We start from the raw sequence: 24,311 nt of genomic DNA on the forward strand, positions 1-24,311 counted from the left end.
AGTAGTACTTCGAATACTCGAACTTTACACTCATTATATTAAAGTAAATCCTTTTATATGGGAAATATGAATTACTTACATAATTCATTCGTAAAACATATTAGTTTGCTATATTATTTTTATTCCATCAATAACATACATCCAGCTACAACTGGTGTCATAATCATTGAAAGCTTCAAAAGCATACGTGGTGCATAATTTGTAAACTTCGCCCCGATATACGCTCCTAACATCGTGCCCATTAATACTTGCAATAACAGTATATAATCTAGGTAGCCTTCTGAACTATATCCTAGCCCACCTCCAATCGCAATCGGCAATATGACAAGCATTGTTGTTCCTACAGATTGCTGGATTGTTAATCCTAATAGAGCCATTAATCCAAGTTGAATAAATGGTGCAGAACCAATCCCAAATGAACCAGCCATCATTCCAGTGACTAATCCGAGACATATACATTTCATTATATTGTCTTTCGAAAAATCTTTAATTTCTGCTAAAAGTAGTTCTTCCCTATTTTGAAACTTAATTAATTTAACAAACATAAAAATTGCAGATAAAAATAACATCCCAGCTGTAAACCAATGAAGAAGATGCGGTGGTATAAGTGAACCAAGCTTTGCACCAATATAAGAACCAAGTGCTCCACATCCACCAACAATCCCTCCTATAGTAACTACAACATTTCCTTCACGATAATGACTTATAACCCCAGATAATGTCGTAAATGCCATTGCAGTTAAAGACGTTGCAAGCGCAACATGAATAGGAATGTGGAATACTAAAGTGAGTATTGCGATAATAAAACCAGCTCCCCCTGCTCCAACAAATCCTAATAAAACTCCCATTACTAACATCGTTATAATAATTGCCACAGACTTTCCCTCCAGTAAAGCAATTATCCATCATATTCTTCCTTGTATACAAATAAAAAGCATCCTAGATGGATGCTTTTTATTTCAATAATATGTACTTAATCTTGATTAATCAAAATAACTGCCGGACCAGCGACTACTACTCCAGCTACTTCTATCTTTTCAAATTCCTTTACTGTAATAGATATAACTCCTTCTCTTTCCATTAATTCTTTACTCAGGACATCAGTCGGGATTGCTTTCACCGTCTTACCTCCTTTTCATTTATACAATATGATAAAGTGAAACTTTGAAGTGGGAGTCTTATTGCCCGCAAATAGCGAGATAAAAACAACCCAATGCATCCATATATATGCATCACCTCCGCTTTCATTCCTTATTCCACTCAAAATCCTTCTCTCCCTTCCGTAATATATTGAAAAATAAAAAAGCACTCGCAAAAGCGAGTGCTTTTTTATTATTTACTTTCTATTACTTTTAACATTCTATTAATAAATGCTGCCGATTCTCCACGCGTTGCAGAACCTTTCGGCATAAATTCATTATTTTCATTTCCTTTTACAATACCTAATCCATAAACACGTTGTACAGCTTGTTTATCATATGCTAAATCTTGATCCGAGAATGGTAACGGAACTAAGTTACCTTTAATTTTTTTATATTGCAGTGCACGATCAATCATGATAACAGCTTCATCTCGTTTAATCGTATCATTTGGAGCAAACGTCCCATTTCCTCTACCACTTATTATCCCGGCAGTTGCTGCACGATTAATACCATCTATTAGCGATGGATGTGCTGTATTTAAATCATTAAAATTCGATGATCCTTCAGGTAACTGTAATGATCTTGAAATTAAATTCGCAAATTCGCCACGTGTGACAAGACGCTCTGGCCAATAAGAACCTTTCCCATCCCCAATCATAATGCCTCGTTTATCTAATTCACGAATGTCTGCTTCGTACCAACCACCTGTTATATCATCTTTATGGTTCGCATCATAATAAACCTTTGTTCCTTGTAAGAATGGTTCCCACGCATTATTTTTAATCATAATAGCCGGACAATTCTTTCCACTCCAGAATTGATGTTTCTTCACATTTTCTAAAGGAATATGTAATTCTCCCATTAAGTAAGCTGTTAATTTACGAGCATTTTCAACAGCTTTATTATAATCACCATCTTCGTTTACAGCAATTTCAATCGCAATTGATTCTCGATTTCCAGTTCCTTCTGCTCCATCTCCTGCATGCCAAGCATTTTCGTTCAATGGAAGATGTTGGTAAATTTCTTTATCGTCTACCGTAAAGTGCCATGACGCTGAACGATCTTCCGTTCCCGTTGCTTGGTTATATAAATATATTGCATGGTTTTTAGCATTTGCCCCAACACTGTAATTATCTGTCTCATGAATCGTAATATACTTCGGCTTCATCGCATAACCGGGACGGATATTTTCATTTCCTTTCGGTACAATCATTTCTTTTAAAGTTACACCATAAATATCCGTTGTTTTCTCTTCTATTGGTGCAGCATACATAACTGCTGCACGTTTTGTACGTGCTGGTGTTGCCTCTTGAATAATTGAAGCTTTTGTTCCTTCAAATTTTGCTGAAGGTGAATAAATCCATTTTATCTCATCATTTATTTTTACTTGGAACCATTCTCCGGCCTGTCCAATTGCTTGAATATTTTGTGGCTCCAATACATTTTCTTCTTTGTATGAAGTAAATGGTTCAGAGTAAGTAGAGGTTACTTCATTAATAACCAACTTTTCACTTAATAAAGGGTGAAATTCTTTAACCTCTACATTCCCCTCACTATTTTCTATCCATCCAGTTCCAGATGAAGTCCGAACATAGTAAGCGTTTCCTTTTCTCTTCTCAGCTTTTACAACTTGATTCGAAATGTGAACCCCTGTCTCTTTTTGAAAATTACTAGAATCATATAAAGGTACTTCTTTCACTATTTGTACAAGAAATTCGCCTTGCACTTCATTTTTTACTCCTTTATCTTCTCCTCGACCATCTTCCTCTTTCATATGGTTTTCAATACTTTTTAAAGCTTGTTCATCAGGTGAAACCGCTACAGTTTTTTCCAACTCATTAGCATAGGAATAATTCGGAATCGTTACCACGCTAAATACAATCGATGCAGCTAAAACATTATAAAATCTTTTTTTCATCATAATACTTAACACGCCATAATTAAATTCGTGTTAATTTCCCCCTCCTCAACCAAAATATAGGACATCTAGTAAACTATTAAACTACATAACCATTTACAATATAACAGACTCATTCCGATTCGTATAGATAGGAATGACTACTATTTGCCTACATTTACTATATTGGAATATAAAAAGAAGCTATAATATATAGCTTCCCTCTACATTTCTTTAACCTCTATGCACCTTATATTCCATAACTCTACCATCTCTATCAAATTGTAAAACAAGCTGTTCACTATCTATTGAAATAAAGCCACGTTCATTTCCAAGATAGTACGAAGTGGTAATCCCTTCTTCTCCATTTCTCGTTTCAGTAGGCGTTCCTAATAATTTTGTGATTTCTTCATTTGACTTCCCTGTTAATTTATATTTTTGCATTAGATCATCTACCATATGTACCCGTTTCTCTTCAGCATGTAACCACCGATCTTGATTAAACTTAGAGGTGTATGTATTCATACTTAATTGCGCAGTGCACACTATCAATAGAATACAACCTACTATCATTACACCTAGCATTTGCTTTTTTTCTGTATTATGATTTACAGAAGTACGTAAGACGAACTTTTGAATTACGACTAATATAGCAAATGGCATGACTACTACAAACATACTTTTTACACTTACTGACATATGAACCACATCAATAACAAACATAAACGCAAGATACATTAGTATATACAAACAAACATAAACATACAAAATACCCCTTAATATAGCACTCAAAAAGCCCACCTCTTTTTAATTTATTTTATAATTCATCCGGCTAATGATTTCTCGAAGTTTTTCTAACTCTTGATCTGTATATATTACTTTCCCTGTTAAGATCTCATTTCTGAAGAACGTTACAATTTGCTCTCTATCTTTTAATCTCGGCGTTTTTTCTTCAGACAGATCTAGCACTTCTTTCCCACTCTCATTATAAAAATATACAATCGGTTTTACTTTTTCCTTTACAATATCAACTTGTATTTCTTTTAAACAATTGTATAGAATATGAGATAATTTCTTCGCTCTATATACTGGATTCCCTTCATTTTTCACTTGTATCGTTAATGAATCTTCACCTGTAACGCATTCAAATGTCTCTTCTTTCTCTACTTCTTGTTGATACTTGCCAATTTCATCAATCATAAATGAATATATACTAGCATTTTCTTTCGTTAAGCCATGAATTAATTTCCCTGTCCATTCTTTCGTCTCAAGTAGATACATACCCGTTTTACTTAAGACAAGATGATGAATGCGACAATCATTTCCTCCATGCTGATTTCTAATAAAAACATTTGGCATAATATGCAATTCAGTGTCTAGTATTATGCCTTGCTCTACGAAGCCACGCTTCATATAATGTAATGTTTCGTGTGTATTCACTTCAGCTCCATTTTTCGTATACTCTCGCAAATTTGCAATTAACTTTTGAAACATGTGTATTTCGTTACTATGTTTTTCTTGTATTTCACTTCGTTCTTTACTATGTTGCATAGCTAATTGATTTTTCATCATACGCATATTTTCAAGTTCTCTAGCTGCACTTATTTGTAAATCATTGTATTTCTTCTGTTCCATATTTTTCAATGTATTTTGTTGTTCTTTATGCTCTGTAACCGTAGCTGCAATTTCAGTTTCATACGTTTCAATTGCTTGTTTCTTTTCAAATTCTACTTGCTGACTCTCTGATTCTAGCTGTTTATTTTTATAGAACAGCACGAATACTACAGCTAATAATAATAAAATCACACCTATTAGCACATAATCCATATCTTTACTCCTTTATTCCATTTTCATTTATTTTTATAAACATCCATTATATTATACTATGCTTTCAATATACACTTTGTAAAAATCACATATTTTTAATGAAGAGAGACTTTAATAAGCGATTTTTCTCATTCCCTACTGATTGTTTCAGGTTGCTCGCAAATAGCAGAATAAAAGGAATCTCAGGCGAGATACCTTTTACGTGCATTTTATTGTACACCATACTGAATATAACTTGAATCATAGTATATCCAGCCATTTCCACCTAAACCAAGCCAGCCATCTTGCTTACACCATACTCTATAAGCCTCACCGCGATGTAACTGTCTTATAACATTTCCATTTAATGATGGAGCATCCCGCAGATTCACATTATCACCAGTAATAGTCGCCACATAATGTTTATACTGAATGTAACTTGGATCATAGTATATCCATTCGTTTCCACCTAAAGCAAGCCAACCATCTTGTTCATTCAAAACTTCATATGATTCTCCTCTATTTAGCTGGCGAATTACACTAGATTGTAAAGATGGTCCACTCCGTAAATTTACATTATCGCCTTTAATTACAGCAACGCCGTAGACTGCAGTAGCAGTACTAGGTGGAGAAACATTTCCACCACCATTTGTTCCATTTCCTTGCAAAGCTTCTAATGAAACCGCTGCTGATACGTCACAATTTCCTACTACACCTGAAATTTGACCAGAATCTGTGTATTGCCATGCTGTCCACTCTGTCCATCCACCAGCATCAGCAGGCGGCGTACTAGAGTATTTAGAAATCCAAAGTGGAATATCGCTTAATCCGTTAATTCCAAACTCATTAATATACCAAACTCCTGTATATAACATGACATCTTTTCCAGTAGCCTGTTTCACATAATTTATGAAACTTCTTGCCCAATTAGATATAGCAGTACCAGTTAAATTACTATTACTCGGATCTATCGGTGATTCTAAATCTAAAACTGGCATTAAGTCTGTCTGATTGCTTTGTAATATATTCACAAAATGTTTCGCTTCTGAAATTGCATCATTTAGTTCTGGATGTGCAAAATGGTATGCACCGATTAATACATTCGCATTTCGTGCTGCTTGTACATTTTGAACCAAAGTAGGATCAAGATTATTCACACCTTCTGTCGCTTTTGCATACGCCGCTGAAATACCCGATCCCTTCACTGCATTCCAATCAATGTTCCCTTCCCAATGAGACACATCGATAAACGTAATATTTGAACTAGATCTATCTTGCATATAAAAGCTCCTATCAATTTTTTTCATTTCGTATACATACAATATGTACAACTTTAATAAAGGGTCACGACGTTTATACTATAGAAATTGAGAGCAAACATATTTTATAAACAAAGTAAAAAGGCCTTATAATTACAAGGCCTTTTGTAAAATCCCTTTATTTTGTAGTAAATACATATTATAATACAACCCTTGCTCACTCAGTAATTCTTGATGTGTTCCTCTTTCTACTATTTCTCCATCATGCATAACAAAAATTTGATCTGCATCTTGAATTGTAGATAATCTGTGTGCAATTGCTATAGTCGTTCTCCCTTTTCGCATTTGCTGTAATGCTGTTTGGATCGCATCTTCTGTTTCTGTATCAATATTAGCTGTTGCTTCATCTAATACTAATACTTTCGGATTCGTTGCTATCGTTCTAGCAAAAGCAATTAATTGTCGTTGACCACTAGAAAATGCAGCTCCTCTTTCTACTACTTCTGTTTCATACTGCTCTGGTAATTTTTCAATAAACGTATTCGCTTGCACAAATTGTGCCGCTTCTTTTACTTCTTCATCCGTAATTTCTTCATTGTACATACGAATATTTTGTTTTACATTTCCCGCAAATAAAAATGCATCTTGCAATACGAGTCCTATTTTCTTTCTAATTTCTCTTTCTTCAAATCTCTCTAAATCTACACCATCTATTACAATATTTCCGGACTTAATATTATAAAATCGCATTAACAAATTCATAATAGTACTTTTTCCGCTACCAGTGTGCCCAACGAAAGCAACTGTTTGCCCTTGTTTCACGTGAAAAGATACATTTTTTAAAACATCACGTTTTCCATCATACGAAAAAGTAACATTTTTAAATTCAATTTCTCCATTAACAACTTGAGGATTTCCATCCCCTTTTTGAACTGGAGCTAAATCTTTCTCATCCATTAAATGAAATACACGTGATGATGAAACAAGTGCCTGTTGGAAAAATGATAATTTCATCATCATCTCATTTACAGGCTGGAAGAAACGATGTATATAGTTAACAAACGCATATAAGACACCTACTTCAACAGGACTCTTCAAAGCATCAATTCCAAATAAACCAAGTACTAACGCAATAGCCACAATATGAACTAAATCAGTTGCTGGACGTAAAAGTAACGCGTCTAACTTTAACGTCCGTCGCCCTGCACTATAATGTTTATTATTCACTTCTTCAAACTCTTTTCTCATACGCTTTTCTTGCCTGAACACTTGAACAATATTCATTCCTTGAATGGACTCATTCAACTTTGCATTTAACACGCTTAATTGATTACGTACTTCTAAATAAAAGGCTGCACTCTTCCGGCGATATAGCACCATAATTGCAAACATTATCGGAATTAATACGAGAGAAAATAGAGCTAGTTTTACATTTAATAAAAACATTGCTACTAAAATACCTATTAAAAAGACTACATTTTTGACAAATGTGGATAATACACTGACATAAAAATCTTTAATTGCTTCCGTATCATTCGTTATGCGCGATACAAGCGTACCAATCGGCGTACGATCAAAGAAACTTAATGACAACTTTTGAACATGATTATATACTTCAACACGCATATCTTGAACAATTTTAAAAGCGATATTTTGAAAATACAATAAGTCTAAATAAGTAAATAATACTTTTAATAAGTGAGCAATAAGATACACTACAAATAGAGTAACAAGTGCTGATTGATCAAAGTTACGTGGTACTAAATGTTCATCAAGAAATTGTTTAATTAAAAAAGGACCCATCATTTCAGTTACAGTTGCACCAACTAAAAAGATAAATGCTAAAGATAGTAACCTTTTATATGGCTTCATATAAGAAAGTAATCTACTTAAATCACTCCGCTTCTTCCCGGTCATCATACGCCTCCTTTCTCGACTAATGCTTCTAACTGCTGGCTCTCGTACATTTCTTTATACCAACCGTTTTCTTTCATTAATTGTTCATGTGTACCTCGTTGCACAATTCTGCCTTCATCCACAACAAGTATAAGATTGGCATGTTGAATTGCACTTAAACGATGAGCAGTAATAATCGTTGTTTTTCCTGCTCTTTCCCTCTTTAATGCATTTAAAATCGTTTCTTCTGTTTTTGCATCTACCGCTGATAAACAATCATCTAAAATTAAAATTTCCGCATTCGTTAATAAAGCACGTGCAATAGAGATTCTCTGTTTTTGACCTCCAGATAACGAAACGCCTCTTTCTCCTACTACCGTTTCATACCCTTCTGAAAATTGGAGGATGTCATTATGAATACAAGCAATCTCTGCAGCGCGGGTTATTTCATTATATGTAGCATCCGCCTTTCCGAAGGCAATATTCTCCCCAATACTCGCTGAAAATAAAAAATGATCTTGCGGCACGTATGAAATGGCAGAACGGACACCGTAAAGTGTTACATCGCGAATATCCCGCTCCCCAACTTTTAATTCACCACTAAAATGATCATACTCACGGATTAAACATTTTAATAAAGTCGTTTTCCCTGCTCCTGTACGTCCGACAACTCCTAGTGTTTCACCCTTCTTCAAATCAAAGTGAACATCTATTAGCTGTAACAGTTCATTTTTCTTATATGAAAATGAATCGACCGCAAATGTAACATCACCGCTTGCTACTTTATGTACAGCATCTTCTCTATTTACTACATCTGATTTTTGCGAGAGAATTTTTTCTACACGGTCATACGAAGCACGCCCACGCTCCATAATATTAAACAACCATCCAAAGGCTAACATTGGCCAAACGAGGGTACCTAAATACGTTGTAAATGTAACGAGATCACCTACAGTTAATTCACCCCTCACAACTAATACTGACCCGTAACACACTGCAATTAAAAAAGAAAATCCAACGATAAGAGAGATTGTTGGATCAAACAACGAATCAATACGTGCGACTAACATATTTTTATGTACAACATCTTCTGATTTTTTTCGAAATGCTTGTAAATCTTCTTTCTCTTGTCCAAGTGATCGAATTACCTTCATCCCACTCATACTCTCCTGCACTTTATCATTGATTTCTGAAAACGATTGCTGCGCTTTATGAAACCTTTTATGTAATAACGTTCCATAATAATTTGTCGAAATCGCTACAATCGGCATTGGGATTAAGCTTAACAATGTTAACTTCCAACTAATTGTAAAACCCATCGCTACGAGTACACATCCCCCAACCGCTAATGAGTCAACAAGTGTTAAAACGCCCGATCCAGCAGTTTGTTGAATCGCCTGAATATCATTAGTCGCATGCGCCATCAAATCACCCGTACGACGTGATTGATAGAAAGATGGGCTCATCCTTGTAAAATGTTCATATAAATTCTTTCGTAATTGACGGGCTAGTTTTAACGAAGATCCAAAAATCATAATACGCCATAAATAACGTAATATGTACATAGTAATCCCTACAACTACTAACAGAATAACCCACTTCAACAATTTTTCAGATGTTAATGTTCCATTATTAATTTCATCTACTACAATACCTAGTACTTTCGGAGCTACAAGTTCAAGAAGCGCGACACCAAATAACATAATAATTCCGATTATGTACGCTCGTTTTTCTTGTTTAAAAAACCACGCTAAATTAATAAATACCTTCATTTTTATCCTCCTCCCTTAAAATGAGCGATGTTTTCAGTTTACCAAAAATACTGAATTTTTAAAAGTTTTAAACTACATAACTAACAAAAAGAAAAGACACTCTTAGCGAGTGTCTTTTAGCGCTTATTTCGTTTGTTGCTTATTCATCGCGCTCATCATTTGATTGATTTTCTTTTGGGAAGGTTTTTGTCCCATTTGCATCATCATCATTTTTAACATTTGTTCATTAATTGGTGGATTTTTTTCTAAGTAGTTCATCATGTATTTGCGGGCAATGAAAAATCCTAACGCCACGCCTGCTACTAGTGCTACTACGCCCACTAGAATACCTAACCAAATTGGCATATATTTTCCTCCTTCATGTTGTCTACCTTACAGTGTACTAAAACCTTTTCAATAAGACAAGATACAATTCGACATTTTTTACACATATGTTCGTACTTGTTTTAGAGGATTCAGCCATCCGTACTTTGTATTTTCATAATCCATAGCTAAAAATGTTAATTCACACTTTCTTAACACCTCAAAGAAAGTCGTTTCCATAGAAACGTTTCCAGAGGTATTCATGCGAATATAGTGCGGTTTCACCATTATTTCGCCGTATTCCGCTCCTGTATAAAGTGTATGTGTATGATGTGTTCGATCATATTTACCAAGAACGCGCAAAGCTTGTTCTAATTTATGGTGAATTTTCATTACTTGTAATGGCATCGTTATATACATCATTTGTTTATATAACACTTTTCTCTCCGAAAGGGACCCAGATTCTGAAAATCTAGCAAATAAATCAAAAAACAAATATTCACGACCAAAGTAAGCTTTCGCAATATCCTCTTGAATTAAATACAATTCATACGTTTTCATCTTTCGCCTCCCAATCTGGACAACCTTTTCCCTTCATTATATAGAAGAAATTTTGCAATGATTGTCTGACTGCGGAGAGATAAAAAACTTTTTCTGTCGAAAAAACTCATTTACATAGAAAAATCTCTCCATGCCGGAGAGATTTTTCTAAAATCATTAAAGCATTTCTTTTACTTTACGAACAACGTTCTCTACAGTAAATCCATACTCTTCCATAATCTTCTCACCAGGAGCAGAAGCACCGAATGTATCGATACCTAACACATCTCCGTCAAGACCTACGTAACGGTGCCATCCGAATGTAGCACCCATTTCGATTGCGAAACGTTTTGTTACGGCTTTCGGTAATACAGATTCTTTGTACTCAGCTGTTTGAGCTTCAAAGCGATCCATAGATGGCATGCTGACAACAGCTGCGTCAACGCCGTCTACTGCTAACGCTTTTTGCGCTTCAACAGCTAGACTTACTTCAGATCCAGATGCAAGTAAGATTACATCAGCTGTTTCTTTCTTGCTTGCAGAAACTACATATGCACCTTTTGCTACTTTTTCATACGTATCTTCTTTTGCACCTTCTAATGTTGGAAGGTCTTGACGAGTTAATACTAAAGCAGTTGGTTTGTTTGTAGATTCTAGAGCTAGTCTCCAAGCTGCAACAGATTCGTTACCATCAGCTGGACGAATAACAGATACATTTGGCATTGCACGTAGCGCTGCTAATTGCTCGATTGGTTCATGTGTTGGACCATCTTCACCAACAGCGATACTGTCGTGTGTGAATACATACGTTACTGGCAATTGCATTAATGCTGCAAGACGAATTGCTGGACGTAAGTAGTCAGAGAATACGAAGAACGTACCACCGTAAGTTTTTAAACCGCCATGTAGTGCAATACCGTTCATTGCTGCACCCATTGCGAACTCACGTACACCGTACCAAATGTTTTTTCCGCTGTAATCATCTCTTGTAAAGTCTTTTTCGTTATTCATGTATGTTTTGTTAGAACCAGCAAGGTCAGCAGATCCACCGAAGAATGATGGTACAGACTCTGCAATTGCATTAATTACAGCACCTGAAGAATTACGAGTTGCTGCTTTTGATCCTAATTCATAAGTTGGTAAGTTTTGCTCCCAACCTTCTGGAAGAAGACCATTCATTGCCGCTTGTAATTCGTTTGCTAATTCTGGGTATGCTTGTGCATATTCACCTAGCATAGTGTTCCACGCTGCTTGCGCAGTTTCACCAACATCTTGTACAGTTTTACGGAAGTTGTCATATACTTCTTCTGCTACATGGAAGTCTTGCTCAGCAGTCCAAGCATATGCTTCTTTCGTTAATTTTGTTTCGTCTACACCAAGTGGAGAACCATGTGAAGCTGATTTTCCTGATTTGTTTGGAGAACCGAAACCAATTGTCGTTCTTACTTCAATTAGCGTTGGGCGTTTTTCGTCAGCTTTCGCTTCTTCGATTGCTTTCGCGATAGCTTCAATATCGTTTCCATCCTCAACACGGATTACTTGCCATCCGTATGCTTTGTAACGATCTTCTACACTTTCAGAGAATGAACGATTTAAATCGCCATCTAATGAAATATCGTTTGAATCATAAAGCACAACAAGACGACCTAATTGTAAATGAGCAGCTAATGAAGATGCTTCAGCAGAAACGCCTTCCATTAAATCTCCATCACCACAAATAGCGTATGTATGATGATCTACTACATTATACGCATCACGGTTATATTTAGCCGCTAAATGTCTTTCAGCCATTGCCATACCTACAGCAGTTGCAATACCTTGTCCAAGTGGACCAGTAGTTGCGTCTACACCTGCTGTATGACCGTACTCAGGATGTCCTGGAGTTTTGCTTCCCCATTGACGGAAGTTCTTTAAGTCATCCATTGTTACATCATAACCAGATAGGTGAAGTAGGCTGTATAGTAACATTGAACCATGACCTGCAGATAATACGAAACGATCACGGTTAAACCACGTTGGGTTATTTGGATTGTGTTTCATAAATTGAGTCCATAATGTATAAGCCATTGGTGCTGCACCCATTGGCATTCCTGGGTGACCAGAGTTTGCTTTTTCAATCGCATCGATGGATAATGTGCGAATCGTGTTGATAGAAAGTTGTTCGATTGAATGTGACATGCTATTCTTCCCTTCGCTTATATTAGTAAACGTTTTATACATTTATATGATAGCTTCCCACGCAAGATTATACAACATGTATCGACAAATATGTTGATATTTTTTTGGCTTTTCATAAAAAAATCAATGATTTCGGGAATGTATGGGTATTCAATATGACATACTTTTTCATTATTTTTATTTTAAAAAGAAAGGGAATTATCTGTATATTTATTCATCATTTTCAAATTCCATAATGCAAAATATATCCTTCCCCATTTTTCACTCTGCAAAGCAAACGAATAAAAGAATTTAAATCTTGGCATAATTTATCTCGATCAAATACGTATCTTTCATATCCTCCATCAGTATTATTATCATTTTCCCATTGAAACTGCCCTGTCAGTTCGATTGTTTCTGGCGCTAGAGAAAACATGTTAACTAGCGAACAAAATAACTGTTCTGCTATCACTGCCCCTTGCTGTTCTATTTTCGTAATACCATAATAGTGAATTCCAAACCCTTCTGCTCTTTTCGCTGGATAATAGGTCGGAATCCAATGGGTAAAATCTAATAGATATACGATTAGCTCATCACTTAATACAACACACTCATCTATCGTTGCCTCTTCTTTATATAGAAAACAAAGTTCAATCCAATCTATACCTATAAAATCCAACCCTTTTTTTTCATTCGAAACAAATACAAACTCGTGCTGTAAAGCCAAATTATCCCCCCTATTGTTCACATTTATTATTCTTATTATATAAAAAAGCACCTTTTATAGGTGCTTAAAATAAATTATACAATTTTCTTCCGTATCGAACTTGAAATAAAATCAATGATAATTACCATTAAAATAATACCCAATAAAATAATACCCACACGAGACCAATTGCGTGAACTCAGTGCAAAAATTAGAGGCGTACCAATCCCACCTGCTCCAATAACACCTAAAATGGCAGCGGATCGTACATTAATTTCGAACCTGTATAACGTATACGATAGAAAATCCGGTAATACTTGTGGCAATACTGCATACCAAAGTATTTGAAAGCGATTCGCACCTGTAGCTATTAACGCTTCCGTCGGTCCTTTATCTATATTTTCAATTCCTTCTGAATATAATTTCCCTAACATTCCGATAGAGTGTAATCCTAAAGCTAGAACTCCGGCAAAGGAGCCTGGTCCAACAGCTTTTATAAATAAAAGAGCCATAACTAATTCAGGAAATGTACGAACAAAACTAAGTACAAATTTCCCAGTTCCTGCCGTTAATTTTCCACTGCTCATATTCGTTGCCGCCCAAAAAGCGAATGGAACAGATAAAAAGGCAGAAATAAATGTACCTAATATCGCAATTGCCAACGTATCAATTAAGCCATGTAATAAATCTTCACCATCTGGCAAAGATACATACGACCAATCTGGATTCAATACACCTGTCATAATTGCTTTTGTAATTTCTCCTGCCGTATCCTTTATTCCCTCTAGCGGGACTCCTGAAAAAGCCCATACATAAACAAATGCAAGTGCTATAAAAATAAACCAGCGATACACACTCGGTTTCTTCGGTTTTGGTACAATTATCGTCGTTTTACTCATTATAATTTCTCCCGCAGCAATGTACTTACATAATCAATTAACAATACAACAACAAGAGTATAAATAATAATAGATGCAGTTTGTTGATATTGTAAAAATCCAAGTGTACGGTCATAATACAACCCAATACCACCCGCTCCTACTAAACCTAAAACAGCTGCTGCACGTACGTTCACCTCAAATGTATAAAGAACATAGGAGACAAAATGTGCTTTCACTTGCGGAATTACCCCATACACAATCCATTGCACTTTATTTGCTCCTACTGCTGTCATCGCCTCTAATGGACCTGGATCAATCGATTCCATTGACTCATACAACAATTTCGCCACGAGCCCAATTGAGAAAAAAGTAAGAGCTAAAATACCTGGAAGTGGTCCTATTCCAAAAATAGCTACGAAAATTGCCGCTAATAATAAATCTGGTATCGTTCGGATAAAATTTAAAACCAATCGAGCTGGACCGTACAAAAATGTACTAGTAAACACATTACTTGCCGCAAATAGTGCCAGTGGAATAGCTAAAATCGCTCCTAAAGTCGTCCCAATAATCGCCATACGTATTGTATCTAACATCGCTGTTGTAATAACTTGAAAATAACTCCAATCAGGCGGCACCATCTCTTTTAACAAATCAATCATATTAGGAAAACCAGCTACTAGTTTTGAAAATGATGCGTCGACCTGTACACTACTTCCCCACAACAGTAAAATGACTAGAATAGCCGTTAACATATGTTTCAACTTACTCGGCGGCTTCGGTATCGATTTCGAATATATCGTCGCGTCATTCATTTAACTGCCACCTCTAATAATTCACTTTTCTGCGCTACGTCTCCATAAATTTCAGCAAATTTTTCATCCGTTGCCTCTTCTACTGAACCATCAAAAACAATTTCGCCTGCATGTAATCCAATAATGCGTGTCGCATATTGCCTAGCTAAATCAATAGAATGTAAGTTTACAATTGTTGTAATCCCAAAATCTTCATTAATTTTTTTCAAATCATCTAATACTTGCTTTGTTGTTAGCGGATCTAACGACGCAACAGGTTCATCTGCCAATATGATTTTTGCTTCTTGCGCCAACGCTCTAGCAATCGATACACGTTGCTGTTGTCCTCCTGATAATTCATCAGCTCGCGCATATGCTTTTTCTAAAATATTCACCCTTTTTAACGATTGAAAGGCAAGCTCCAAATCTTCTTTTGGAAATAGACCTAACGTTGTACGAAAAGTCGAATGGTATCCAACACGCCCAGCTAATACATTCTTCAAAACCGTTGATCGTTTTACAAGGTTAAAACTTTGAAAAATCATACCAATATCCCGGCGCATGCGGCGTAATTCTTTTCCTTTCGCAGCAGTAATAGACTCACCTTCAATCAAGATTTCTCCTTCTGTAATCTCATGAAGGCGATTTACCGATCTAAGAAGTGTAGACTTTCCAGCCCCCGACAGCCCTACCATTACAACAAACTCACCTTTTTGAATGTTCAAGTTTATATTATTCAATCCTTTTGTACCATTCGGATACATTTTGGAAACATTTCGAAATTCTATCACACATCTTACCTACCTTCTATGTATTCAAAATGGCAAACTAACTGGAAACATATCCCTTCCAGTTAGCTGCCATTTCCATATGTATTATTGCGTTTTTACTTTCTTTCCATATTCACGAACGATATCAAATTTACTATCATCAGATTTAACATATCCTTCATGTGAATATACTTCTTTAATGATTTTGTGACCTTCCTCATTCTTTCCTATTTCAATGAAAGCGTCCTGTAATTTCTTACTCCACTCTGCATCTAAATCAGAACGTACCGAAATCGTATCGTTTGGAATTTTTTCCGTAAATTTCACTATTTTCGTTTGATCGAATATATTCGGATAATCTTTTTTCACAATATTACGAACATCTTGGAATACAACAGATGCATCTACATCACCATTTAAAAGAGCAATCAGCGACTGATCGTGACCTTTTAATGTAACAGGTTTCACATCCTTTAGCGGATCAATTCCCTCTTTTAACAATACAGCCGCAGGCCATACATACCCCGCTGATGACGTTACATCTTGATAACCAATTTTTTTACCTTTTAAATCTTTTACACTGTTAATATTTGAATCTTTCTTAACTACAAACTCAGATTTATAAAAGTCTACTAAATCCTTTGTAGGAGCTCCCGTTTCATCATCTACTCCAAAACGTTGTGCTTGTAAAATTACGTTTGCAGCCTTTTTCTCATGCGCTAGCACATACGCTGTTGGAGGTAAAAACCCTACATCTACTTGCTTAGACGCCATCGCTTCTACAATTGTATTGTAATTCGTTGAAATACTAACTTTTACCGGAATATTTAATTTATCACTTAATAACTTTTCCAATGGTTTTGCCTTTGCCTCTAACGTATCTGCATTTTGAGAAGGAACAAATTGAACATTTAAAGTCTTCGGTACATAACCTTTTTTCGTATCTTCAGTTTTACTTGCACTTGATTCTTTCGTTCCACAACCACTTAATAATCCCGCCGCTAGTACAACTGTCGTACTCATTGCAAAAACTTTTTTCAACATATTAATGCCTCCAATTTTGTTGTTATGAAATTGCCTTCCGTAAACATGAAGAAATATATCACACATTTTCACGTACAATTGCTTATTTACAGAATCTTTACACATTCTATACATTCTCATTAAAATTCTCTTCATATATTTGATATGCTTAATTAGTAGATAACAATAGAAAAGGTGAATGATATTGAATCCAAATCAAATTGTAACTTTAAACATTTTATTAACAAGTGATATACATGGCACTGTTTATCCAATTCACTACCAAGATAACTCCCAAGCTGAAATTGGTTTAGCCAAAATTTCTACTCTTATAAAAAAAGAACGTTCCCAAAATAGAAACGTTCTTTTAATTGATAACGGTGACTTCATACAAGGAACACCCTTCACTTATCATTACGCTACATATGAAGAAGATAAGAAAAATCCAATGTCTTTATTAGCGAACTATTTACGTTATGATGCTGCAGTTATTGGGAATCATGAATTTAATTATGGAATGGACATATTAAATAATGCTATTTCTACTGCAAACTTTCCGTATCTATCAGCAAATATTTTAGATAAAAACAGAAAAGAACCTTATTTCGGGAAACCATATATAATAAAACATATTGAATCAAATATAAAAATTGCTATTTTAGGGATGACAACGCATTACATTCCCAATTGGGAACAACCCCATCACATTCAAGATTTACAATTTGAAGATGCATTAGAAACAACAAAAAGATGGGTTTCTTACATTCGCGAACACGAGAAACCCGATTTATTAGTCGTAGCCTACCATGGGGGATTTGAACGCGATTTACAAACTGGGGTACCGACTGAAGTTTTAACAGGTGAAAACCAAGGATATGCAATGTGCCATGAAATTGAAGGCATAGACATTTTACTAACAGGCCACCAACACCGGGAAATCGCTCACACCGTAATGAATGGTGTAACAATTTTACAGACTGGATGCAATGGACACTCCGTTGGAAAAGTAACAGTAACATTCGAAAAAACAGAAAAAAAATGGGTAAAAAAAGAGAGTTATTCACAATTATTGCCCGTACAAGGAATTGAGGCTGACCAAGATATTCTTTCCTTGGTTGCCGATTATGAAGAAAAAACACAAAATTGGCTCGATCAACCTATTGGAGTAATCTATGGGAACATGCAAATTTCAGATGCTATGCAAACTCGTTTGCAAGACCATCCTTTTATTGAATTCATAAATAAAATACAGATGGATATAGCTAATGTTTCCATTTCTTGTACAAGCTTATTCCATAATACATCTCCAGGTTTCCCGAAATATGTAACAATGCGTGACATCGTTTCTAATTATATTTATCCAAATACATTAAAAGTAATTAGAATAACTGGAGCGGATATAAAAGATGCCCTTGAACTCTCTGCTTCTTATTTCATATTAAAAGCAGATGGAACTATCATCGTAAACCCTACCTACATAGAACCAAAGCCGCAACACTATAATTACGATATGTGGGAAGGAATTTCGTACGTATTAAACATTTCCAAACCAATTGGCGAGAGAGTAGAATCCTTACAGTATAAAGGCGCTCCACTTCATATGAATGAAGAATATAACGTCGTTATGAATAATTATCGCGCAAGTGGCGGAGGGAACTTCTTTATGTTTCAAAATAAGCCCGTAATAAAAGACATACCAACAGATATGTCTGAACTTATCGCTAACTATATATTGAAGCACAAAAAGATAGAAGCAACATTCAATAACAACTGGAAAGTTATTAAATAACGGATATAATAAATAAAAAAGATGGGCTTCGCCCATCTTTTAGTTTAATTTTGCATTATCTTGCTTTTTTAAAGCTTTTAATTTCGCCGGTGTAACATCAGTACCTTCTTCGTTAACAACTTTAATTCCTTTAAGTTCGTTTAACATATTTTGACGAAATCCTTTTAAATATTGTTCACGTAGCGATTGGCGCTCACGTTGTTCTTCTTCAGTTAAACCTTCAGCTTTTGCTTTTTTCGCTAAGAAGTTAATGCGTTCAATGAGTTCGTGACTTTGCATCTCGAATCCCCCTTTTACTCAAAACTGATTATTATCATACAATAGTTAGTCCTCTTTATCAAGCAATTGCTTTGTATATTCTACATATCTTCGATGTACAGTTGCTTTTGAAACATCATGACCAAAACCACGAAGTGTTGCTGCAATTTCTTCAAAAGTTAATTCATTCCGGCGTAAACGTACAATTTCCTCAATTGGCACTTCTTTTTTCTCACGTCCTATACTTAAATGACGATTTTTCAAATTATTCTCTGGACGAAATCCTTTCTCTACCGCTCTTTGCATGCCACGTTTAATTTTTAAATTGTGGATCTTTCTTTGATACTCTTCAACAATCCCAATTATATCTAGTACCATCGAATCAGAGTCAGAGAGTTCTAATTCTCCATTATGCGTATGCGTATATACTTTTATTCCCTCTTTATGTAAACAGTGCATTAATGCAATCTTTGCATTCCCTCTACCAAGGCGCGTTTCATCTTGTATGAGAAGTACATCAACTTGTTCATCGCGAATTGTATCTAGCACTTCTAATATGCCATCACGTTCAATTGTATAACCACTAGCCTGCTCCTCAATCACCTTTACAACATTCATTTGATAGCGCTCAGCTAAATGCAATAATTCATCTTTTTGACGCAATAATGATGTTTCCTGTTCTTCTTTTGTTGTGCTCACACGTGCATAAATAATTGCATTCATATTGAACCCTTCTTTCTCACTATATTTTCCTTATAGTGTATCATAAATTCGTCTTTCGTTCGAACTTATGTTTGTAGAATGTTTTTTCGCATGTTATACTTATTAATAAGAAAAATGAAAGAAAACGAGGTGTTAGAAAACATGGAAAAGTTAACGAAACGCCAGCAAGACATTCTCGACTTTATTAAGCTAAAAGTACAAGAAAAAGGATATCCACCTTCCGTACGTGAAATCGGTCAAGCAGTCGGCCTCGCTTCTAGTTCTACAGTGCACGGACATTTATCACGACTAGAAGAAAAAGGATATATTCGACGCGATCCAACAAAACCACGAGCAATTGAAATTTTAGGTGACAACCGAATGGATACAGAGACACAATCTGTTATTCAAGTTCCAATTGTCGGAAAAGTTACTGCTGGATTACCTATTACAGCAGTTGAAAGTGTAGAAGATCATTTCCCACTTCCAGCTAGCATTGTTGCTGGAGCAGACCAAGTATTTATGTTACGTATTTCCGGAGATAGTATGATTGAAGCTGGTATTTTCGATGGAGATTTAGTTGTTGTTCGCCAACAACAGTCTGCATACAACGGTGAAATTGTAGTCGCTTTAACAGAAGATAACGAAGCAACTGTAAAACGTTTCTATAAAGAAAAAGACCATTTCCGTCTACAACCGGAAAACTCTTCATTAGAACCTATCATTTTAAAACAAGTGTCAGTTATTGGAAAAGTAATTGGCGTATATCGTGATTTACATTAAGAATAATAAAAGAAGATAATTACCTTATTTATATACGGTAATTATCTTCTTTTTTTGTATTTTGATAGATTTTCATACATTTTATTTCTTATGAACGAGTTTCAATCGTCACATCGCCAGCAGCTGTTTTACCACTAATCTTTTTACTACCATTGCCAATTGTTATATTTTTATTTTCTTCATTAAAAATCATTACTTCGCCAGCAGCACTTTGCCCAGTTATAACTGCATCTTGTGGTTTTTCTAATAAAGTAATATCTACATCCCCAGCGGTTGAACTTGCCTCTACATCATATTTAGGATCATGATCCATAATATGCACTTCCCCGCTAGCCGACTTCGCAGTTACTTTTCCTATTACCTTCTTAAAGCTCACCTCACCAGCTTTTGAAGATCCTTCCACACTTTTTGCTGTGACATTTTTCAAATCTACTTCTCCAGCGAGTGTCCCAACATTTACACAATCACTTTTCACATCACTTATTTCTATTTGTCCAGCTGATGAATTTATTTTTATCTCTTGGTATGAACGTTCAGGCACAAGGAGAGTTATTGTAGACGTTTGAAATCTAAAATCGTAAAAAGAAAAATCAAATGAAGCACCTTTTTCTCTTTCCCCAATAATTTTTAATGTGTCACCATCTTCGGCAATACGAACCTCGTGTTTACGTACATCTCCTGATTGCTTTACATAAAAAGAAGAGTCGGGAGATTTTTGGACAACAATATCCCCAGCATCTAACTTAACTTCTATATTTTTTAGTGTTTCGTTTTTAATTACGTCTTCTTTATTTCCTTCTTCTGCAGTTTGCACTGCTTTTTCATATGTTTGTGAAATCCCTATTACTCCAATAATGATACAAGCGATAGCTACTAACAATATTTTCTTCATCATCTACTCCCCTTTTATCATTTTGAAGTTCCATATTACATAACGTACGCATAACTTTTTAAACCACTTCGTACTATAATAAGCGATAATACATAACAACAAACCTACTCCAACAAACGTTATACTAACGAATAAATCCAACCATATAAAAGTACCCATAAATACTTTTCCAATAACGAAAAATGGTGTCACTACACTAGCAATTCCACCGAGCCAGAAGGAAAATATAAAAGCAATAATTGCAACTAACGGGCCTAACACAATAATAAAATTAAACAAACTAAGTCCAATCGCTGCCATAACAGCCCTTGTTATATTGGTAGTTGATGGGTCCTTTTTCATTTCGTCAAAGCGATACAAAGCAAGTAAGTCTTTTGCAATTACTTTCGGAGAGCCAAGGCCCTTTATTATTTCCGATTCAGTTTTTCCTTCTTCTATTCCAAACTGAAAATGCTCTTCATAATCAAATAAAATATCTTTCCTCTCTTCTTCCGGTAACTTTCTAAGATGACTTAATAATTCTTTAAGAAACTGTTCTTTACTCATCCCATTCCACCCCTTCAATAATTTCTTGTACGCCTTTTGCAAAATCACGCCACTCCGTTACTAACAAATTCAGTTGCGTTTCCCCTTGCTCAGTTAGTTGATAATATTTACGAGGCGGTCCCTCTGTAGATTCTTTTAAATACGTTTGAAAATATCCTTCTTTCGTTAAACGACGTAATAAAGGATACACTGACCCTTCCGATATTAAAAATTTATTTGAGATTTGCTGAACAAGTTCATAGCCGTAACAATCTTTACGTTTCACAAGTGCTAAAACACACAGTTCTAACACGCCTTTTTTAAACTGAACGTTCAAGGTCAATCCCCCTTTCTCATTTCAGTACTATTCAATACACGGTACCCGTTATATCCATAATATACCACTTAGTATTATTCATTGCAAGGTACTATATTTTTCAATACTTAATTTTCGAATTAAATACATCCACACCATATTTCAACTTCCACATTTTCATTCATAGCTAGCACGCATTTTAAATAATCCACATGACTTTTTTCGAGCACTTTGCGGGCACCCATCTAATTCATTTCACAAGCCTTTATATTTGCCCACAAATAAAAAAAAGCCCTGATACCGTAGTATCAAGGCTTTTTTCTCTCTTAGTATAGAGACATATATTGATCGCGTTCCCATTGGTGAACTTGCGTGCGGAAGATGTCCCACTCAATCTCTTTTGCTTCGATGAAGTGCTCAAGTAAATGTTCTCCTAGTGCACCGCATACTACTTCATTAGATTGTAATGTAACTAATGCTTGCGCTAATGTTGCTGGTAAGTCAACGATACCTGCTTCTTCGCGCTCTTCTTTTGTCATTACATAGATGTTACGGTCTACTGCAGCTGGTGGAGTTAATTTGTTTTTAATTCCATCAAGACCTGCTGCTAATAATGTAGCCATTACTAAATATGGGTTTGCAGCTGGGTCAACACTACGTACTTCTACGCGTGTACTAATACCACGAGATGCAGGGATACGTACTAATGGGCTACGGTTTTGTGCAGACCATGCTACGTAACAAGGAGCTTCGTATCCAGGTACTAAACGCTTGTAAGAGTTTACAGTTGGATTTGCTACCGCTGTAAATGCTGGTGCATGTTTTAAAATACCTGCGATGAAGTGACGAGCATCATCACTTAATTGTAAGTCACCGTTTTGATCGAAGAATACGTTCTCACCATTTTTGAATAGTGATAAGTTACAGTGCATACCTGAACCGTTCACACCATATAATGGTTTTGGCATAAATGTTGCGTGTAAACCGTGTTTACGAGCAATTGTTTTTACAACAAGTTTGAATGTTTGAATGTCATCACATGAGCGAATTGCATTTGCATATTTAAAGTCAATTTCGTGTTGCCCTGGAGCAACCTCATGGTGAGACGCTTCAATTTCAAAGCCCATTTCTTCAAGTTCAAGAACGATATCACGACGACAGTTTTCCCCTAGATCCATCGGCGCAAGGTCGAAGTATCCACCGTTATCGTTTAATTCTAATGTTGGATTTCCTTTTTCATCTACTTTAAATAGGAAGAATTCTGGCTCTGGTCCAAGATTGAAATCTGAGAATCCCAATGCTTCCATTTCTTTTAATACACGCTTTAAGTTGTTACGTGGATCGCCATCAAATGGAGTGCCATCTGCATTGTAAATATCACAGATTAATCGAGCTACTTTTCCTTTTTCAGCTGTCCAAGGGAAAATTACCCAAGTATCTAAATCTGGATATAAGTACATATCAGATTCTTCAATACGTACGAAACCTTCAATAGAAGATCCATCAAACATCATTTTGTTATCAAGAGCTTTTGTTAATTGGCTCACTGGAATTTCTACGTTTTTAATTACTCCTAAAAGGTCCGTAAATTGTAAGCGGATATACTTTACATTCTCTTCTTTCGCCAAACGGAAAATATCTTCTCTTGTGTACCTAGCCATTATAAATTCCTCCTTAGTCCCTCTAAACACCTTCAGAATCAGTTATCTTTAGTGAAAAAACCTTGAAATGTCACCTTGTCGCAATGAAGTCCGATTAAATCTACCTGTATGTTGTAGTTCATCTCGAAGTATTTTGCGAAGCTCAGTTTTTGAAATTTCTTTCGTTTCTTCTTTTACTTTCACTGTTTCTGTTTGATTTACTTTCATTAGTAACACTTGTTTAATACCAGCCATATTCAAGCCTTGATCTAATAAATCTTTAATCTCTAACAACTTATCTACATCGTTAAATGAAAATAATCTACGATTCCCCTTTGTACGGGTTGGAGAAACAAGATTATGCTCTTCATAGTAGCGAATTTGACGTGCAGATAATTGTGTTAAATCCATAACAATACCAATAGGAAACAGCGGGGCAGAACGTCTATCTTCTTTCATTGTT

Annotated in this window: 25 protein-coding genes; 2 read left to right on the plus strand and 23 right to left on the minus strand. The window is 35.5% G+C overall.

Translation table 11 applies throughout. From position 1 onward, the window contains the following. Positions 1–119: 119 nt before the first annotated feature. The 16 genes from CER22_RS13610 to CER22_RS13685 all read right to left on the minus strand — a co-directional run bounded on the left by CER22_RS13610 (position 120) and on the right by CER22_RS13685 (position 16,964). Positions 120–875 carry a sulfite exporter TauE/SafE family protein gene (locus CER22_RS13610; protein WP_088064225.1) on the minus strand — a complete coding sequence of 252 codons (756 nt, stop codon included), beginning with the start codon at positions 873–875 and terminating at the stop codon, positions 120–122. Positions 876–973: 98 nt separating this feature from the next. Next, positions 974–1,120: a BC1881 family protein gene (locus CER22_RS13615; RefSeq protein ID WP_000644411.1), complete on the minus strand. Its 147-nt coding sequence runs from the start codon at positions 1,118–1,120 to the stop codon at positions 974–976. A 212-nt stretch (positions 1,121–1,332) separates the two neighbouring features. Then, a complete protein-coding gene (locus CER22_RS13620) occupies positions 1,333–3,060 on the minus strand; it encodes an S-layer homology domain-containing protein (RefSeq protein WP_088064494.1) in 1,728 nt (575 codons plus the stop codon). 213 nt (positions 3,061–3,273) lie between these two features. Beyond that, positions 3,274–3,840: a hypothetical protein gene (locus CER22_RS13625; RefSeq protein WP_088064226.1), complete on the minus strand. Its 567-nt coding sequence runs from the start codon at positions 3,838–3,840 to the stop codon at positions 3,274–3,276. Positions 3,841–3,846: 6 nt separating this feature from the next. Further along, a complete protein-coding gene (locus CER22_RS13630; RefSeq protein WP_088064227.1) occupies positions 3,847–4,866 on the minus strand; it encodes a nuclease-related domain-containing protein in 1,020 nt (339 codons plus the stop codon). Positions 4,867–5,075: 209 nt separating this feature from the next. Beyond that, positions 5,076–6,125 (minus strand): GH25 family lysozyme, encoded by a 1,050-nt coding sequence (locus CER22_RS13635; protein WP_088608933.1) that lies wholly within the window; start codon positions 6,123–6,125, stop codon positions 5,076–5,078. 132 nt (positions 6,126–6,257) lie between these two features. Then, on the minus strand, positions 6,258–8,021 hold the full coding sequence (locus tag CER22_RS13640) for an ABC transporter ATP-binding protein (RefSeq protein WP_060487428.1): 1,764 nt from the start codon (positions 8,019–8,021) through the stop codon (positions 6,258–6,260). Next, complete coding sequence (locus CER22_RS13645) at positions 8,021–9,772, minus strand: ABC transporter ATP-binding protein (RefSeq protein ID WP_048544175.1); 1,752 nt, start codon at positions 9,770–9,772, stop codon at positions 8,021–8,023. Before CER22_RS13645 ends, CER22_RS13640 begins: the two co-directional genes overlap by 1 nt. A 123-nt stretch (positions 9,773–9,895) precedes the next feature. After that, entirely contained in the window at positions 9,896–10,117 is a 222-nt protein-coding gene (locus CER22_RS13650) for a YneF family protein (RefSeq protein ID WP_001123315.1), read from the minus strand. A gap of 78 nt (positions 10,118–10,195) precedes the next feature. Further along, positions 10,196–10,636 carry a sporulation inhibitor of replication protein SirA gene (gene sirA / locus CER22_RS13655; protein WP_048527522.1) on the minus strand — a complete coding sequence of 147 codons (441 nt, stop codon included), beginning with the start codon at positions 10,634–10,636 and terminating at the stop codon, positions 10,196–10,198. A 156-nt stretch (positions 10,637–10,792) separates the two neighbouring features. Continuing rightward, a complete protein-coding gene (gene tkt / locus CER22_RS13660; protein ID WP_060487429.1) occupies positions 10,793–12,793 on the minus strand; it encodes a transketolase in 2,001 nt (666 codons plus the stop codon). A gap of 223 nt (positions 12,794–13,016) precedes the next feature. Further along, positions 13,017–13,499, minus strand: coding sequence for a coproporphyrinogen III oxidase (locus tag CER22_RS13665; RefSeq protein WP_088608934.1), 483 nt, complete (start codon positions 13,497–13,499; stop codon positions 13,017–13,019). A 74-nt stretch (positions 13,500–13,573) separates the two neighbouring features. Next, positions 13,574–14,377, minus strand: coding sequence for a phosphonate ABC transporter, permease protein PhnE (gene phnE, locus CER22_RS13670; protein ID WP_048565869.1), 804 nt, complete (start codon positions 14,375–14,377; stop codon positions 13,574–13,576). Then, entirely contained in the window at positions 14,377–15,171 is a 795-nt protein-coding gene (gene phnE / locus CER22_RS13675; protein WP_088608935.1) for a phosphonate ABC transporter, permease protein PhnE, read from the minus strand. Before phnE (CER22_RS13675) ends, phnE (CER22_RS13670) begins: the two co-directional genes overlap by 1 nt. Then, positions 15,168–15,941 (minus strand): phosphonate ABC transporter ATP-binding protein, encoded by a 774-nt coding sequence (gene phnC, locus CER22_RS13680; RefSeq protein WP_000569233.1) that lies wholly within the window; start codon positions 15,939–15,941, stop codon positions 15,168–15,170. The genes phnE (CER22_RS13675) and phnC overlap by 4 nt, the downstream gene beginning before the upstream one ends. Before the next feature lie 84 nt (positions 15,942–16,025). Next, entirely contained in the window at positions 16,026–16,964 is a 939-nt protein-coding gene (locus CER22_RS13685) for a phosphate/phosphite/phosphonate ABC transporter substrate-binding protein (RefSeq protein WP_088608936.1), read from the minus strand. Between the two features lie 184 nt (positions 16,965–17,148). Between CER22_RS13685 and CER22_RS13690 the strand changes: the two genes are divergently transcribed. After that, positions 17,149–18,732: a bifunctional metallophosphatase/5'-nucleotidase gene (locus CER22_RS13690; RefSeq protein WP_088608937.1), complete on the plus strand. Its 1,584-nt coding sequence runs from the start codon at positions 17,149–17,151 to the stop codon at positions 18,730–18,732. A 39-nt stretch (positions 18,733–18,771) separates the two neighbouring features. Here CER22_RS13690 and CER22_RS13695 read toward each other — a convergent pair whose 3' ends face one another. Continuing rightward, positions 18,772–19,011 carry a DUF896 domain-containing protein gene (locus tag CER22_RS13695; RefSeq protein WP_001190582.1) on the minus strand — a complete coding sequence of 80 codons (240 nt, stop codon included), beginning with the start codon at positions 19,009–19,011 and terminating at the stop codon, positions 18,772–18,774. A gap of 45 nt (positions 19,012–19,056) precedes the next feature. Next, positions 19,057–19,713, minus strand: coding sequence for a YneB family resolvase-like protein (locus CER22_RS13700; RefSeq protein ID WP_046956545.1), 657 nt, complete (start codon positions 19,711–19,713; stop codon positions 19,057–19,059). A 141-nt stretch (positions 19,714–19,854) separates the two neighbouring features. Here CER22_RS13700 and lexA point away from each other — a divergent pair, with 141 nt between their 5' ends. Next, positions 19,855–20,475 (plus strand): transcriptional repressor LexA, encoded by a 621-nt coding sequence (gene lexA / locus CER22_RS13705; protein ID WP_000413737.1) that lies wholly within the window; start codon positions 19,855–19,857, stop codon positions 20,473–20,475. Between the two features lie 88 nt (positions 20,476–20,563). Here lexA and CER22_RS13710 read toward each other — a convergent pair whose 3' ends face one another. From CER22_RS13710 to glnR, 5 genes are all read right to left on the minus strand, one after another. Further along, the gene (locus CER22_RS13710; RefSeq protein WP_088608938.1) at positions 20,564–21,370 is read right to left on the minus strand and encodes a DUF4097 family beta strand repeat-containing protein; all 807 of its coding nucleotides are present in this window, start codon (positions 21,368–21,370) and stop codon (positions 20,564–20,566) included. After that, complete coding sequence (locus tag CER22_RS13715) at positions 21,371–21,913, minus strand: DUF1700 domain-containing protein (protein ID WP_088608939.1); 543 nt, start codon at positions 21,911–21,913, stop codon at positions 21,371–21,373. Next, positions 21,906–22,229, minus strand: a complete 324-nt coding sequence (locus CER22_RS13720) for a PadR family transcriptional regulator (RefSeq protein ID WP_001102620.1) — start codon at positions 22,227–22,229, stop codon at positions 21,906–21,908. Before CER22_RS13720 ends, CER22_RS13715 begins: the two co-directional genes overlap by 8 nt. Before the next feature lie 305 nt (positions 22,230–22,534). Beyond that, a complete protein-coding gene (glnA, locus tag CER22_RS13725; RefSeq protein ID WP_000135338.1) occupies positions 22,535–23,869 on the minus strand; it encodes a type I glutamate--ammonia ligase in 1,335 nt (444 codons plus the stop codon). A gap of 48 nt (positions 23,870–23,917) precedes the next feature. Continuing rightward, on the minus strand, positions 23,918–24,307 hold the full coding sequence (gene glnR / locus CER22_RS13730) for a transcriptional repressor GlnR (RefSeq protein WP_000656785.1): 390 nt from the start codon (positions 24,305–24,307) through the stop codon (positions 23,918–23,920). Between the last annotated feature and the right edge of the window lie 4 nt (positions 24,308–24,311).

This window comes from Bacillus sp. K2I17, from assembly GCF_002209985.1.
Taxonomy (GTDB): Bacteria; Bacillota; Bacilli; order Bacillales; family Bacillaceae_G; genus Bacillus_A; species Bacillus_A wiedmannii.